15 protein-coding genes are annotated in these 16660 nt (G+C 35.3%); all 15 read right to left on the reverse strand.

All coding sequences use genetic code 11. The features are described 5' to 3' along the window. Positions 1-3: 3 nt before the first annotated feature. The 15 genes from D612_RS0117120 to D612_RS0117190 all read right to left on the reverse strand — a co-directional run bounded on the left by D612_RS0117120 (position 4) and on the right by D612_RS0117190 (position 16570). Entirely contained in the window at positions 4-1341 is a 1338-nt protein-coding gene (locus D612_RS0117120) for a YycH family regulatory protein (protein ID WP_017756730.1), read from the reverse strand. Beyond that, the gene (walK, locus tag D612_RS0117125; RefSeq protein WP_017756731.1) at positions 1338-3161 is read right to left on the reverse strand and encodes a cell wall metabolism sensor histidine kinase WalK; all 1824 of its coding nucleotides are present in this window, start codon (positions 3159-3161) and stop codon (positions 1338-1340) included. The genes D612_RS0117120 and walK overlap by 4 nt, the downstream gene beginning before the upstream one ends. Before the next feature lie 4 nt (positions 3162-3165). Continuing rightward, positions 3166-3870: a response regulator YycF gene (yycF, locus tag D612_RS0117130; RefSeq protein ID WP_017756732.1), complete on the reverse strand. Its 705-nt coding sequence runs from the start codon at positions 3868-3870 to the stop codon at positions 3166-3168. Positions 3871-4112: 242 nt separating this feature from the next. Continuing rightward, a complete protein-coding gene (locus D612_RS0117135) occupies positions 4113-5570 on the reverse strand; it encodes a M23 family metallopeptidase (RefSeq protein WP_017756733.1) in 1458 nt (485 codons plus the stop codon). Between the two features lie 353 nt (positions 5571-5923). Next, on the reverse strand, positions 5924-7216 hold the full coding sequence (locus tag D612_RS0117140) for an adenylosuccinate synthase (protein ID WP_017756734.1): 1293 nt from the start codon (positions 7214-7216) through the stop codon (positions 5924-5926). Between the two features lie 460 nt (positions 7217-7676). Then, on the reverse strand, positions 7677-9038 hold the full coding sequence (gene dnaB / locus D612_RS0117145; RefSeq protein WP_017756735.1) for a replicative DNA helicase: 1362 nt from the start codon (positions 9036-9038) through the stop codon (positions 7677-7679). A 140-nt stretch (positions 9039-9178) separates the two neighbouring features. After that, positions 9179-9625: a 50S ribosomal protein L9 gene (rplI, locus tag D612_RS0117150; protein ID WP_017756736.1), complete on the reverse strand. Its 447-nt coding sequence runs from the start codon at positions 9623-9625 to the stop codon at positions 9179-9181. Beyond that, positions 9625-11595, reverse strand: coding sequence for a DHH family phosphoesterase (locus D612_RS0117155; RefSeq protein ID WP_017756737.1), 1971 nt, complete (start codon positions 11593-11595; stop codon positions 9625-9627). The genes rplI and D612_RS0117155 overlap by 1 nt, the downstream gene beginning before the upstream one ends. Before the next feature lie 19 nt (positions 11596-11614). Next, the gene (locus D612_RS0117160; RefSeq protein WP_017756738.1) at positions 11615-12547 is read right to left on the reverse strand and encodes a YybS family protein; all 933 of its coding nucleotides are present in this window, start codon (positions 12545-12547) and stop codon (positions 11615-11617) included. Between the two features lie 148 nt (positions 12548-12695). Further along, on the reverse strand, positions 12696-12932 hold the full coding sequence (gene rpsR / locus D612_RS0117165; protein ID WP_026092563.1) for a 30S ribosomal protein S18: 237 nt from the start codon (positions 12930-12932) through the stop codon (positions 12696-12698). Between the two features lie 28 nt (positions 12933-12960). After that, positions 12961-13479: a single-stranded DNA-binding protein gene (gene ssb / locus D612_RS0117170; RefSeq protein WP_017756740.1), complete on the reverse strand. Its 519-nt coding sequence runs from the start codon at positions 13477-13479 to the stop codon at positions 12961-12963. Between the two features lie 46 nt (positions 13480-13525). Continuing rightward, a complete protein-coding gene (gene rpsF, locus D612_RS0117175) occupies positions 13526-13813 on the reverse strand; it encodes a 30S ribosomal protein S6 (protein WP_017756741.1) in 288 nt (95 codons plus the stop codon). 227 nt (positions 13814-14040) lie between these two features. After that, on the reverse strand, positions 14041-15141 hold the full coding sequence (gene ychF / locus D612_RS0117180) for a redox-regulated ATPase YchF (RefSeq protein ID WP_017756742.1): 1101 nt from the start codon (positions 15139-15141) through the stop codon (positions 14041-14043). Positions 15142-15242: 101 nt separating this feature from the next. Next, a complete protein-coding gene (locus tag D612_RS0117185; RefSeq protein WP_017756743.1) occupies positions 15243-15440 on the reverse strand; it encodes a DUF951 domain-containing protein in 198 nt (65 codons plus the stop codon). Positions 15441-15553: 113 nt separating this feature from the next. Then, positions 15554-16570, reverse strand: coding sequence for a YkvI family membrane protein (locus D612_RS0117190; RefSeq protein ID WP_017756744.1), 1017 nt, complete (start codon positions 16568-16570; stop codon positions 15554-15556). Positions 16571-16660 lie beyond the last annotated feature (90 nt).

Here is a 16660-nt window from a genome sequence, read left to right on the forward strand (position 1 = left end):
GTTTTACTCCACTCCAAAATCATTTCCTCCTTGACCTATAATCGTGCTTGGTATGAAAATCTCTTCCCATTTTCCGGCATATTTTATAAACCATCTTGGCTGAACAGTTATTTCATAAACATTTGGGTTCTCAATAACAAAATCAAATCCTATTTCAGCTTTTTCTAAAAGATCTAGATTAAAGTCCGGTTTGATTTGTGCCAAATAACTTAGTAACTCTCTGCCTGATGGGATTTTAATCTGTTTTTGTTCATTTTCAACAGAGAACCTTAAATTAATTAATGACCGCTGATATTCATAGATCTCGCTATCACGCCATGATTGATAGATCGATGTAGAGCGATTTTGATCGAGCAAATTAAATACAGGATATCCTTTTATCATCAAACCAAATGTTACTGTTTGATCATTCTTGCTCCAGTTCATTAAAGAAAATGAATCTGTCCAACCTGAATGATCATTAATAAATTCAATTGATTTAAGGATCATTTCCGCTGATTCCATTTTTATAGTTTCTGATTTTGCAGGATTAACAAAACTCAACATACTTTGGTTGCTTGTAATTTCAAGTGCCTTTGATCCATCTGTATAAGATTCTTCACCGTTTAATAGGCTATATTGCTTAACCCGATTTGGGTCGGTAAATAAAGCATTCTTAAATTCGGATGCTGCTATATTTTGTGTTGTAAAAGTAAGTTGGTCTAAAATAAACGGGTTCTCAGGAAGATATATTAACTCCCCATTTCTAACCTTTATTGAAAAATAGACTGTATAATTTTGATTATTGCTTAGTATCTTTTCTTTAATTATATCAATCGTTTTATCTTCGATTTTCATTTTGATCACACTATCATTTTTCGAAGATACAAAGTATAGTGCCGGTTCTTTGTGAATACTTAAAGCGATTCTATCAAAATATTCTATTTCATACTCTTGTCTTAACGGAACCATTATATAATTACTTAGCTCCATTGGAATAGCAACAGGGAAAATCATTTCTACTATTCCATTCTGTTGTAAAAATAAATTTAATTCCTCATCAGACGAAAATGTTTCATGTTTAATCTCAGTAACATTCAAATCCATAACCATTTGATACAATTCATTGTTTTCAATATAATTAGTAAACCCAAAATGTTGATTATCCTTATGGTAAATAAATTGTATTGGTTTTATTACTTCATTGAATTGCCGTTTTTCACCTATTGTTACATTTTGAATATTATTTGTTGATTGAACAAACTCATTATGCGGTTGATAGGTCCATAATCCATAAGTTAATAGTAAGCTCAATGCTACTAGTAAAAAGAGTACGACTGACTTTGACATCTCCTTATTCATGACAGCTTCTCCTCTCGTTGATTTTCAAGAGGAAGTGTAAAGGTTATCGTTGTGCCTTTACCTTCTTGACTATCTGCCCAAATAGTACCTTGATGTACTTCTATAATTTCTTTTGCAATAGCTAAGCCTAATCCAGTCCCACCCATTTTCCTCGTTCTAGCTTTGTCAACTCGGTAAAATCGATCAAATATTTTTGTTAAACTAGCTTCAGGAATCCCCATCCCTTCGTCACTAACTCTTACATGGAGAAGGTTTTCCTTTTGAAGCAATTCAAACCTAACCTTGCCACCTTCTGGAGAATACTTAAGTGCGTTTGAAATAATATTATCCAATACTTGTGTAAGTTTGTCTTTATCTACTGCCACATAGCGATCCCGATGCGTAAAGGCTCTCTCAAATACAAAATCTGCGCCCTTACTCATTTCAAAACGATCAATAATATGCTCGAAGAAATCTGTAAAATTAATAACTTTCTTTTCAAATTTATAATCCTTGCTATCAATTCTTGAAAGCTGTAATAAATCGTTAACAAGACGAATCATTCTTTCTGTTTCTGTTTGCGTAACATTTAGAAAGCGAGGAGCCAATTCTTCATTTTGCCACGCACCGTCTGCTAAGGCCTCTAAATAGCTTCTCAATGTTGTTAATGGAGTTCTCAACTCATGAGAGACATTCGCAACAAATTCTCGACGCTCTAGTTCGATTGTCTCCTGTTCTGTTACATCTCTTAAAACCGCAATGAGGCCTGTTGGTTTTTCATTATCATCTTTTATGGCTGAAAAACTAGCACGTAATATATATTTTTTCCTTTGCTCACTTAAATCTAATAATAAGGAATCTTGATTATCGTAAAATTGTTCTATTGATGCTGCAGCCTCCAAGTTAAGTAATGAAAAAATCGAGGTATTATGCAACGTTTCACGTGAAACACTTAACATTCTTTTAGCTGGTTCATTCATAAGAATGATATACCCTTCACGATCTGTGGCTATGACACCATCTGACATATTAGCTAATACCGTGCTAAGCTTCCGACGTTCACCTTCAGTTGTTTCTTGAGCAATTTCAAGTTTGTTTGTTAAATCATTAAACGTTGCGGCAAGCTGGCCGATTTCATCATCCCCATAAATGTTTACCTTTCGGGAAAAATCCCCTTCTGCCAGTACTAAGGCTTGGGTTCTCATATCTGCAAGAGGTCTTGTAATTGTCCGTGCAACAAATACACCTAAAAACGCCGTAATTGCCAATGCCATCACAGTTCCAGATGCTAGAATGCCGTTAATAACTCTCATTTGTTCATAGACCTTTTCCATTGAAGCAACAAGATAAACAGCACCAATTACTTCCTCATCTACTTTGATTGGAATGGCTTTAACTAACATTCTATTGCCTGTTCTTTGATCAAGTAGTATATTTTCAGATTCTACCTCACCGATAATTGCCTTTTTTACCCGCACCTCTGTTGTTCTTTTGCTTATTACCTCTTGATTATATGGATTTGACGTACCAATTACTCGAAAATGACTATCTGCAATTTGAACCTCTGTTATATCATCAGAAAGGAAATCTTGCAAAATTGTATTAATCTCTTCTTCAAGATCCAATGACTTGGCGTTGCGTTCTTCATTCATTTCTTGTCCAATATTATAAACTAATAGGCGTGCACGTTCATTGACTGATGCTGTGAAATTTGTAACAAGTTGTTCCTCGAGTTGGCGTACAAAATATACACCAATTACTTGCATCGCAATTAAAATTAGCAATACGTATATTAATATAAATTTAAAATGGATCGATTTTAAGAAACCGACTTTTTTCATTTTTTTACTCCTGATCTGGATTTCGCAAATAATACCCCACGCCGCGCCTTGTTACAATCCACGTAGGATGGCTAGGAATATCTTCAATTTTTTCTCTTAATCGTCTTACAGTAACATCAACTGTTCTTACATCACCAAAGTAATCATAACCCCATACGGTTTGCAATAAATGCTCACGTGTCATAACTTGGCCAATATGCTTTGCCAAATAATGAATCAGCTCAAATTCTCTATGCGTTAACTCTATCGGTTCTCCCCTTTTCGTTACCGTATAAGCATCTACATGGATGATTAGAGAACCTATTACAATTTCATTTAATTCATTTTTATCTTTATCAGCTTCTTGAAAATGCCTTCTCAAGTTTGCTTTCACCCGGGCTATTAACTCTCTTGTGCTAAATGGCTTTGTAACATAATCGTCAGCCCCAAATTCTAACCCTAACACTTTATCAATCTCTGAATCTTTAGCTGTGAGCATAATAATCGGCATGTCATATTTCTTTCTTACCTCCCTGCAAACTTCCATTCCATCCATTTGCGGAAGCATTATATCCAACAAAATCAAATCTGGTTTCATTTCGTCTACTTTCCTTAAAGCCTCTAAACCATCATAAGCACAAGTAACCTTGTACCCTTCTCTTTCTAAATTAAATTGGAGAATATCAGCAATTGGTTGCTCATCATCAACAACTAAAATGTGCTTTTCCATTATCTATCACTCCTTAAGCATTTAGAGGTTTCCTACTATATAATTTATCATTTATTGACGTTTAAAGCACCTATTGACTTAAGTAATGTAATATATTGGCATACCAAAAACGTTAACGCCTTTATCGAAACCTTGCTCAAGCCTCAATCGTGATTTTAGTATAGAGCTAATTTTACATTTCATTGAAAATAACAAAACCCCTAGTCCGTTTTGAACTAGAGGTTGTCGTTGTTGCAATTAATCTATAAAACTTTTTTCGGATTTACTAAACTACCATTCTTATAAACTTCGAAGTGTAAATGAATTCCAGTTGAATTTCCTGTTGTGCCCATTATACCAATTTTAGATCCTTTGGAAACCGTCTGACCAACTTTTACACTAATTTCTGATAAGTGGGCATACACAGTTTTCATCCCATTATTATGATTAATGACAATCTTATTTCCATAGCCGCCATCCCAGCCAGCAAACTCAACTGTTCCATTGTCCGCTGCCATTATTGTACGGTTGCTTGGTCTTGCAATGTCCATTCCTTTATGCTGCTTACCCCATCTGTAACCAAAATCACTTGAAACGTAGCCGCCAACCGTAGGCCAAGCAAAGTCCCCTGTTCCGCGTGAAGGAATGACCTTCGTCCCTTTTATCATAATTTTCTTTTTTGGTTCTTTTAATACTTTTTCATTCGTAATGGTCTTATATATATTTTGACCATTTTCCTGAATAATGGAGTATGTTGCAAGCCTTTCTCCGTTTACACCTTCTTGTTTTACTTTTGTAGTTCCTTTAAACATGTTTTTATCTTCTTCTACTTCAATGCCAAAAGGGATTACTTCTTTACGAATCGCTTCCATTTTAACCTTTACAGTTACAAGCGGCTTGTAGGCAGTGACATTGATCTCATCACCTATATGAATCATCTCTTCTTCATCAAATTCAGGATTAAGCTGAAGCAATTGTTTTAAAGTTAAATCGTAATCATTTGCGATTTGACCTAATACTTCTCCTTCTTGAACTTCGTGTATCTTAGGCTGTAGAGTTCCTTTTAACAGAAGTTCAACTGCTTCATCAACAGATAAAATATCTTCCGGAAAAACTTTCCCTTCTGAAAATGTAACATTTTCACTTAATGTAACGTCTTTGTATATGTAATCATTATGTTCGACTCCATCAGGGTTGATTGCTAGCTTTAAAAGAACTTCTTCTGGAACATATTTCATCTTTATTTTCTTCAATACAACATCTGCATCCTCTTTAGTTGAAACAAATGCAACAGTTTTTCCGTTTACAACGATCGCTTCTGCCTTAGCTGAAATATCAAATTTCTCATTAAGCTTGTTTACAGCAACGCTGTTATTATGTGTAGACGTATATACTTTCTCAGGTATGTATACAATTTGATCTTTTACTGAAATATCATAGCCTTGATAATCTAATTTAGCATCTTTAACTCTTTCTTTTACGATATTATCAATAATCGATTTATCATTTATTGATCCGATTAACTCGCCTTTATGGTAGACATGATATATTGTCGATACATCTTCAGGATCTTTATCAGTATTTGCTGCATAAACCGAGCCTATTGATAATGTGGCAACAGCTGTTGTTGCAATGATCGCTCTTTTTATGTCAATTGAATTATGTTGATTTGGCTGAAAAAAACGTGCCACTTTAGATGAGACTGTGTGAAATTGGACCACGGTTCTTCCTCCTATGAATACTCTACAATAAATAATATGTATGATATTTTCTGAATATTTAGTTAAATTAACCAAAGGTTTTTACCTACTTACTTTACCATAATACAACATAAAACTCTACTATTAACTAAAACTTGTAACATTTTTGGTTATTACTGGTAGTAAAAATTTCATAAAAAAATTCCCTTGTCATTTAAAGAAATGTAGACTTAAATCCTTTAAATAATTTAAAAACCCTGAAGGATAAACAAAAACTTTTCCTAAGTGAAAAGACATAAGGACTAAATAGCCTTATGTCTTACTAAATTAATATGAACGATTTGTTTCATCTATCACTTAATAGCCAAATTTACTTATTTAGGTGCATATACACTACGAACTATATTTGTTTGATCACGGTCAGGTCCGACTGAGAAAATAGAAAGTGGTATTCCCGTTAGCTGAGAAATGCGCTCAATATAGTGTCTTGCATTGGCAGGGAGCTCATCAAGTTTTCTTACTCCTGTTATGTCTTCTGACCATCCTGGTAATTCTTCAAAAACAGGTTCACACTCTGCTAGAATTTTCAAGCTAGCTGGGAATTCTTCAATTACTTCACCCTTATACTTGTAAGCTACGCATATTTTAAGCGTATCAATGCCTGTTAAAACATCAACACAGTTTAATGATAGGTCCGTTAATCCGCTTACACGGCGAGCATGACGAACTACTACGCTATCAAACCAGCCTACTCGACGCGGGCGCCCTGTTGTTGTCCCGTATTCGCGACCTACTTCACGAATTTGGTTTCCTATTTCGTTATTTAGCTCTGTTGGGAAAGGTCCATCGCCTACTCGGGTTGTGTAAGCTTTACACACACCAACAACATGATTGATTTTTGAAGGCCCAACGCCTGCACCAATTGTTACCCCACCAGCAATCGGATTTGAGGATGTAACAAACGGATATGTACCTTGGTCAATGTCAAGCATTACACCTTGTGCTCCTTCAAATAATACACGTCTACCCTCATCCAACGCATCATTTAATACTACAGACGTATCACATACATATTTTGCAAACTGTTGACCATAGTTATAATACTCGTCTAAAATGTCTTCTATTTTAAAGCCTTCAGCATTATAAAGCTTTTCAAAAATGCGATTTTTTTCCTGTAAATTTCGTGTGAGCTTAGCTTCAAACTCTTCGCGGTCTAATAAATCAGCAATTCTGATACCAATTCGGGCTGCTTTATCCATATAAGCAGGTCCTATCCCTTTTTTAGTTGTCCCAATTTTATTAGCACCTTTGCTTTCTTCCTCAAGCTCATCTAATTTAAGATGATATGGTAAGATGACATGGGCACGGTTGCTAATACGTAGATTATCTGTATTTACTCCTTGATCATGTAAATATTTTAATTCTGATACTAATGCTTTTGGATCAATAACCATACCGTTACCAATGACACATATCTTGTTACTATAAAAAATACCAGACGGAATTAAGTGTAATTTATATTTTTTACCACCAAATACAATTGTGTGACCGGCATTATTTCCACCTTGATAACGAGCAACTACTTCTGCATTTTGTGAGAGAAAATCAGTAATCTTCCCTTTTCCTTCATCGCCCCATTGTGTACCAACTACAACTACTGATGACATTTTCTTGCACCTCCGGAATTGAAAACGGCTTAATTTTATTAAAAAATGACCAAAGTAAGTGTATCAATTTAATGCAGTAAAGTCAATAAAACACGAACGTTATTTTAAATTATTAATGTTTTGTTCGTAAAAAAATATTTGATCACCTATCATTTCCCTTCCTAATGAATAGTATTGATTAAAATTGAGTTTATATTAAAGCTTTTTGAAACAGCTCTATCGTGGCTCTATGAACAAAAACTATAAGCGCCCTGATTAGCGACGTATAAACTAAGAACGCATCGACTGAGATAAACAAAAAAAGTCGAGGGACGAGTCGATGTTGACTTATCGCAAAAGAGATGAGCGAAGTTTACTAGTCGCTGGGCGCTGGAGCTTGACGACTACTCTCTTTGCTATAGTATTGATCCACAGGATCAAATTTTATAATTTCCTAGACAATTAAAAAACCTGATGCTTATTAAGCACCAGGCTGCATATGTTCCTCACGTCGTCGTTCTAAATTAACAAATTTATTAAACTCTTTTACAAAGGCTAATTCGACAGTCCCTACCGGGCCATTCCGTTGTTTCGCAATGATGATTTCAATTATATTTTTGTTTTCTGACTCCTTATCATAATAATCATCACGATATAGAAAGGCAACAATATCCGCATCTTGTTCAATACTTCCGGATTCACGAATATCAGACATGATTGGTCGTTTATCCTGTCTTGATTCTACACCACGTGATAACTGAGATAATGCAATGACTGGTACATTTAATTCACGAGCGAGAGCCTTTAATGAACGAGATATTTCTGATACCTCCTGTTGGCGATTTTCTCCAGATCGACCACTTCCTTGGATTAGCTGTAAGTAATCAATCAAAATCATTCCTAATCCTTGTTCCTGTTGGAGGCGCCTGCATCTTGAACGTATTTCACTAACTCTAATACCAGGTGTATCATCGATAAAAATCCCACCATTTGATAAGCTTCCCATTGCCATCGTTAGCTTTTTCCAGTCATCCTCGGTCATTTTTCCCGTTCTTAACGATTGTGCATTAATATTGCCTTCGGCACAAAGCATCCTCATTACTAATTGCTCTGCACCCATTTCTAAGCTAAAAATAGCGACATTTTCATCTGTTTTTAAAGCAACATTTTGGGCAATATTTAATGCAAAGGCAGTCTTACCTACTGAAGGACGAGCTGCAACAATAATTAGATCGTTTCGTTGAAATCCTGCAGTTATCCGATCTAGATCAACAAATCCTGTAGGGATTCCGGTTACATCACCTTTGCGATTATGAAGCACTTCAATATTATCATACACATTAACTAATACGTCTTTAATATTACGGAAACCGCTCGTGTTTTTTCGATTTGAAACCTCTAATATTGACTTTTCAGCATCATTTAGTAATGATTCCACATCGTCATCACGATTGTAGCCGTCGGTTACAATTAAGGTTGCTGCCCTAATTAAACGCCTTAATATGGACTTTTCCTCAACTATCCGTGCATAATATTCGACATTGGCTGCTGTTGGTACTGAATTTGCCAAATCACTTAAATACGTAACTCCTCCTATTTCCTCTAGAAGCTTACGATCTGCAAGTTCAGCAGTAACTGTAACTAAATCTACCGGCTCACCTTTTTCAAACAAATCAAGCATGATTGTAAAGATTTTTGTATGTGACGAGCGGTAAAAGTCCTCAGGAAGCAATATTTCTGATGCAACTGTTAAGGACGATGGTTCAAGGAAAACAGCCCCTATAATGGCTTGCTCGGCTTCAATATTATGTGGTGGTGTTCGATCAGCAAATACATCACTCATTGTCGTCTTCCCCCTTTCTATAAGGCGAGGAGTTGAATTGTGCTATCCTTGCATCCCATTTCATCGATGAAACGGACTATAATTCAATAAAACAGTATAAACGAGGTTGACCCAAAAGTGTCAACCTCTATATCTTTAGATTATGCTTCTTTTACATGAACCTTTAATAGTGCAGTTACTTCATGGTGTAGCTTCACTGGTACATTGGTTACACCTAATGAACGAATTGGTTCTTCTAACTCCATTTTACGTTTATCTATCTTTATTTTATGGACCTTTTCTAGCTCTTCGGCAATTTGTTTTGAGGTAATAGAACCGAATAAACGTCCACCTTCACCAGATTTAGCAGAAAGCTCTACTGTAACCTTTTCAAGTTTCACTTTTAATTGTTTCGCTTCCTCTAATTCTTGGGCTTCCTCGCGCTTTTGTTTTTGCCTCTGTGCTTCTAATGATTTCATATTTGTCGTATTAGCTTCAACCGCTAAATTATTCTTAAAGAGGAAATTATGAGCATATCCATCTGCTACATTTTTTATTTCGCCTTTTTTTCCCTTACCTTTTACATCTTGTAAAAATATAACTTTCATTATTGTTTTCCTCCTTCTAAATACTCGTCTATTGCTTGTTTTAATAGTGTTTCGACCTCTTCTATTGATTCACTATTGATTTGAGTAGCAGCATTTGTTAAGTGGCCGCCACCATCTAAGCTTTCCATGATGAGTTGTACATTCACATCACCTAATGATCTCGCGCTAATGCTAATTTTTCCATCTGGTCGTTTTGAAATAACAAACGAAGCTAGCACGCCATTCAATGATAATAATGTGTCAGCAGCTTGAGCAATTAACACTTGGCTGAAAATTTGGTCTGGATTTGCCTTTGCAATTGCTATTCCTTTTTTGTATAATACTGTATTTTCAATAAGTCTAGAACGATTTACATACTGATCTAAATCTTCCTTTAAAAACTTTTGAACTAGAATTGTATCCGCTCCTTGTGCCCGAAGGTAAGAAGCAGCGTCAAACGTCCGTGATCCAGTACGTAATGTAAAGCTCTTTGTATCTACGATTATACCAGCTAGCAATGCTGTTGATTCAAGCATATCTATTTTTAGCGTTTTCGGCTGATATTCTAATAGTTCAGTTACTAATTCAGCAGTAGAGGATGCATACGGCTCCATATAAACTAATACTGGATTATCAATAAATTCTTCACCACGGCGATGATGGTCAATGACGACTACATCATCAATTTTATTAAGAATTCGTTGGTCAATTACTAATGATGGTTTATGGGTATCAACAACAACTAATAATGAATTGTCTGTTGCCATCTCTAATGCTTCTTCAGGCGAAATAAAGCATTGCCATAATTCTTCTTTTAATTTGATTTCCGTCATTAATCTTTGTATTCCCGAATCAATCTCTTGCTCTTTAAGAACAATATACCCTTCTTTTTGGTTTGCTTCAGCTACTTTAAGAATACCAATCGCAGAACCGATCGCATCCATATCAGGAGATTTATGCCCCATTATGATGACTTTATCACTAGCCATAATCCATTCACGCAACGCATGGGAGATTACACGAGCCCTAACACGTGTTCGTTTCTCCATTGGGCTTGTTTTCCCACCATAAAACTTCACTTTCCCATTTGTGTTCTTAATGGCAACCTGGTCACCGCCTCTTCCAAGCGCTAGATCCAAGCTTGATTGTGCTAAATCTCCAAGCTCCGGTAGATCTGAAGACCCTGTTCCAACGCCGATACTAAGAGTAAGTGGAACATTTTGTTTTGAAGTTAATTCACGTACCTCATCAAGAACACCGAATTTTGATTTCTCTAATTGAGTTAATATGTGTTGATTAAAAATTGCAACAAACCGATCAGATGACGTTCTTTTTAGGAAAATACCAAATTCACTTGCCCAAGAGTTTAGGATAGATGTTACCTTACTGCTCATTTTACTTTTCGATTGATCATCCATTCCTTGGGTAACATCGTCATAGTTATCTAAAAATACAATGGCTAAACTAACTTTTTCTTCCTCATATAATCGTTCAATTTCTGTCTGTTCTGTAACATCAAAAAAGTATAGAAGCCTTTCATCCCGTTTCATATGCATTCGAAACTCGCGCATATTTAACGTCAATCTTTCAATGTCTTCTTCACCCTTTAACATAGGGATAATCGTTTCTGATATTATGTTTAAATGGTGGCCAGCTAACGTGTTTTCCATAAAAAAAGACGCTATATAAGGATTTGCCCATTCAATTTGGTGTTCCTCATTATATAACACAATGCCAATTGGCATTTCCATTAATGCTTCTTCGCCGACCTTTTTAACACGATAAGAAAGTGTAGAAATATATTGTTCCATCTCATCATGTAACGTAAGCTCATATTTAAATAAAAAATACAATATGACCCCAAGTATGAGTAGGCTAGAAACTCCTAATATCCATTGGTAATAAGTAATGACAGCAACCATTACTATCGCTAATATTAATAAAACTATAAATGGATAGCTGCGCCAACGCTTTTTTATTGAATTTGGCATACTTTTCGCTCCTAAATTATTATGAACGTTTCATTCGCTTACGCAAATCAAATCCTAAATCAATTATACCTAAGATTCTAATTATAGAAAGTAGAAATGGAAGTAGCAGTGATACTACTAAAATGATTACAGGTATAGCAGATGAATAATTATTTCTGTGAGAATAGAAAAAAACAAACGAAAATCCTTGAATTGTCATAATAATCTCTAAAACAATTAAGAAATTAATTACGATAGTAAAAAGTATCGTCCCTTGTTCTACACCTATCATGTAAAGGATCATAACAATTAAATAGTACCATAACATACTTTTTGGAAAATGCCATTCCCGTATTGGCGGAAATGGATGAACTGAAAAATGAATTCGATTTAAAATTTGATTTCCAACTAGTTGCGTAATGAAGGCCAAGCCAACGCTTACCATCACCATACCGCTTGGAACAATATAGGAGATCAATTCAACTGATTCATACATAAGTTTAAATTGATCTGTAGTAGTTTGACCTAATGCAGTAACCATCTTTTCTGCAGCTTCAATTGATTGATACATCATTTTCTTCGTATCTTCAATAAAGTTAATATTAAAGAATACAATTGTAATAATAAACAACAACACAAAATTTATTAAAAAGCTTAAACTACCGCCAGCTAAAATTGCAAAGGAGCTTTTCTTTAAGGAATAGATATACCCCATAACCATTCCAGTGCTAGCGAACATTAACGTTAATGGCAGGGCCATAACAGAACCGATGATATATGTAATGAATAATGCGGCAATTAATAATAAAAAGCCTTTTTTAATAGAATGTCTTACAACATAAATCAAAAACGGAATAGATAAAATAAACATAAAAAGTGTTCCAAGAATCGGTAAATAAAAGACCGCTAGTAGAAAGATGGAATATAAAGCTGCTAATATAGCTCCTTCTGTGATAGAACGAATTGGATTCACATCTTCACCCCAAAATAGTGATAAATTTAATTAAATTATAGAGTATAAGTTAATTTTATTTATAAAAAAATAAAGTTTCAATTATAAACAGTCTACTCTAATACAGCTAATAAAAAAAGACAGCATGTAAACTGCTGCCTTTTTGTTATTAATCGTTTACGTATGGTAACAACGCCATAATTCTTGCGCGCTTAATAGCAGTTGTTAATTTACGTTGGTATTTAGAAGATGTTCCAGTTACACGACGAGGTAAAATTTTACCACGTTCAGAAATGAAACGTTTTAATAGATCAACGTCTTTATAGTCGATGTGTGTAATTCCGTTCGCTGTAAAGTAACACACCTTACGACGCTTTGCACGTCCGCCTTTGCGACCTCCGCCCATTGCCATTTAAATTCCCTCCTTTTCAATATTAAAATGGTAAATCATCATCAGATATGTCAATTGGTTGACCATCATCTTTAAATGGATCATCATCAATTTTTGTATAGTTTCCATTTGAGCGTTGATTCTGATTTTGTCCATAACCGCTATTAGCAGTTTGGTAATTACCACTTGGTTCGGTTCCGTATCCACCATATGGATCGCCTTGGCCTCTTCCTTGACCTGAACCTTTAGGCTCCAAAAACTGCACGCTATCAGCCACAACTTCTGTTACGTAAACCCGACGGCCATCTTGTCCTTCATAATTTCGGGTTTGAAGACGACCTTCAACACCAGCCAAACTACCCTTTTTTAAAAAGTTCGCAACATTTTCAGCTGCGCGACGCCAAACAACACAATTAATAAAGTCTGCTTCACGATCACCTTGCTGATTAGTAAATGTACGGTTAACTGCTAGTGTAAATTGGGTAACAGCTACTCCATTTGGAGTATAACGCAATTCTGGATCCTTCGTTAGTCTGCCAACGAGTACCACGCGGTTAATCATCAGAAACACTCCTTACCTGGAAATTCAATCATACAAAAAGTTTTCATTATTCTTCTTCACGTACTGCGATGTGACGAATGATATCTTCGCTGATCTTCGCTAAGCGATCAAATTCATTGATTGCTTCTGGCTTTGCCATAACGTTAAGAAGCATGTAATATCCTTCACGGAAATCATTGATTTCGTAAGCTAAACGACGCTTACCCATTTCAGTTGACTTCACGATTTCAGCACCTTGATTCGTTAAAATGTCATTAAAACGATCAATGACTGCTTTTTTAGTGTCTTCTTCAACGTTTGGACGAATGATGTACATAATTTCATATTTACGCATATCTTTCACCTCCTCTTGGACTAAACGGCTCACCCTTTAAAAGGGAGCAAGGAGCAATATTTAATATAATTACTCACGAAATAAAATTATAACACTAATGTAAGTGTGATGCAATAAGGTTTGTTTGAATCTATAATTTTCAGCTTCCCTTCACACCTTATTTGAGAATGAACTCGCTTTCCGCAGGCAATCCTCAAGCTTCCTTGATGAGCAAGCTTGTAACGCACTTACACGTTAAATCTAAAGTGCATGACGTCGCCGTCTTGGACTAAATACTCTTTACCTTCTAGGCGTACTTTGCCTGCTTCACGTGCAGCTGTCATTGATCCTGCTGCAAGTAAATCTTCATAAGAGACAGTTTCCGCTCGGATAAAACCTCTTTCAAAATCTGTATGAATAATCCCGGCACATTGAGGTGCTTTCATTCCTTTTTTGAATGTCCAAGCTCGAACTTCTTGTTCACCTGCAGTAAAATACGTAGCTAGACCTAATAGTGAATACGCCGCTTTAATTAACTGATCTAAACCAGATTCCTTAATACCAAGCTCCTCAAGAAACATTTGTTTCTCCTCACCATCGAGTTCAGCGATTTCTGATTCGATTTTCGCACAAATTACAATAACTTCTGCATCTTCTTTGTCTGCAAATTCACGTACTTTTTTTACATATTCATTATTAGACGGATCCGCAACTTCATCTTCGCCAACATTTGCAACATATAACATAGGTTTAATCGTTAATAAGTGTAAATGCTTTACAATTTTTAATTGTTCATCCGTAAATTCTATCGTTCGCGCCATTTTCCCTAGTTCAAAAGCTTCTTTAAGAATCACAAGGACCTCATGCTCAGCCATTGCATCTTTATCCTTTTGTTTTGCCATTTTTCCCACACGATCAATACGCTTGTCCACTGTTTCTAAATCAGCTAGAATCAATTCTAAATTAATTGTTTCAATATCTGAAATAGGATCTACCTTTCCAGCAACGTGCGTAATGTCATCATCTGCAAAGCAACGAACCACCTGACAAATTGCATCAACTTGACGAATATGTGATAAAAACTTATTTCCTAAACCTTCACCTTTGCTTGCCCCTTTTACAATCCCTGCAATATCAGTAAATTCAAATGCCGTTGGGACAGTTTTTTTCGGTTTTACTAATTGTGTTAGTTTATTTAAACGCTCATCTGGCACTTCAACAATTCCTATATTAGGATCAATTGTACAGAAAGGATAATTTGCCGATTCTGCACCCGCCTGTGTTATCGCGTTAAAAAGCGTTGATTTTCCAACATTGGGAAGACCAACGATTCCAGCTGTTAAACCCATTATTTAGTCACTCCTTAAGAGAAATCTCATGTAATCATTCTTTCCAATTATAGAAACACATGGAAGAAAGTGCAAGAAATAATCGAATTTTCTAGACTTCACTACTCCTCATGCTTAACAAGAATCTTCTTCATTTTCCTTGTAAATTCCTTGCGAGGTATTAATACACTATGGCCGCAACCTTCACACTTAATACGGATATCCATGCCTACTCGAATAATTTTCCATCTATTCGCACCGCATGGGTGTTGTTTTTTCATTTCGACAATATCATTTAAGTCAAAATTTTTTTCAACCATAATGAATCTCACCTTTCTCGTTAAGCACTAATAAAATTGATTTCACCCATATGTGTTTGTTCATAATTATAATAAAGTTTGTTTTTCTATAAAACTATAATAGCAATAAATTCCTACCATTTGTAGCGATTTGCAATAGGATAAAGTAAAATCGCAGCAAGAACATACAAATTAAGTAAACCATATAAAGGATATAGAATAGCTACAAGCGTTGAAAAACCAACTGTAGTAAGTGGGGCCATTACTAATAATAAAAGTAAGGTCATTATCCATAAAGGCAGTGATATCCGTTTTCTAAAACGAGATGTCAAGCCTAAAATTCCTGATGCCGCAGTTGTATAAATAGCTCCCCAAAGCATAATTGACATAAAAATTAGCATTGAATAATGATACTGTTGCAGGATTGCAAATAATGGAATCTCATACAATACAATTTCTGATGCAATTTGCAGTAAGGACTCATTGTATAAAAATGACAATGCCCCCAATAATAGTCCACTTCCAAAGCTTGCAATCCAAATTTCACCTTTATGCTTAATTTTTTGTCCAACAGCAGCTAAAACTGCAACTAAAGGTAGGATATTTAACGCTGTAAACGTAAAAGCTGCAGGCCAATTTTGTTGTTTACTCCAATCAATTATCCATGTCTGTCCATTTTGTAATGAAAATGAAATTAAAACCGATACAAGACCAATCATTAATAAAGGGATTAGTAAAGAATTCATCGACACCATACCTTGTACATCCCAAATAAATAATACAACTAATAAAACAATCATAATAATGATTCCAGCCCAATATGGTATAGAAAACATTTCTAGGGTAGCCCCGCCCCCAGCTAGCATCACAATCGTAACGGTTAGTAAGTAAAAAATTATGATTAAATCATAAAATCGTGCCAATCTTTTACCTAATAAAGCCTCCAAAATCGGTAAATAATGAATGGTTTGTTTTTCATAGCTGATTTTCATAATAATGTAACAGCAAATCGAAAATAATACCATAAACAAAATTATAGCAAGTCCACTATCATCCCCAAAAAATTGCCAAAGCTCTCTCCCTGACGCATATCCAGCCCCAATCATTGTTCCTAATATCAAAAACATCCACTTTAATCCACCTGTCCACATAATTTTCTTCCCCTTATTTTATTTTTTATTAGCAACTTATGTATAGGAACCGAAATTCCTCCGTATACTGTTACTACTATTAAAGAGGAG

The sequence above is a fragment of the Calidifontibacillus oryziterrae genome, assembly GCF_000331575.1.
Taxonomy (GTDB): Bacteria; Bacillota; Bacilli; order Bacillales; family Bacillaceae_J; genus Calidifontibacillus_A; species Calidifontibacillus_A oryziterrae.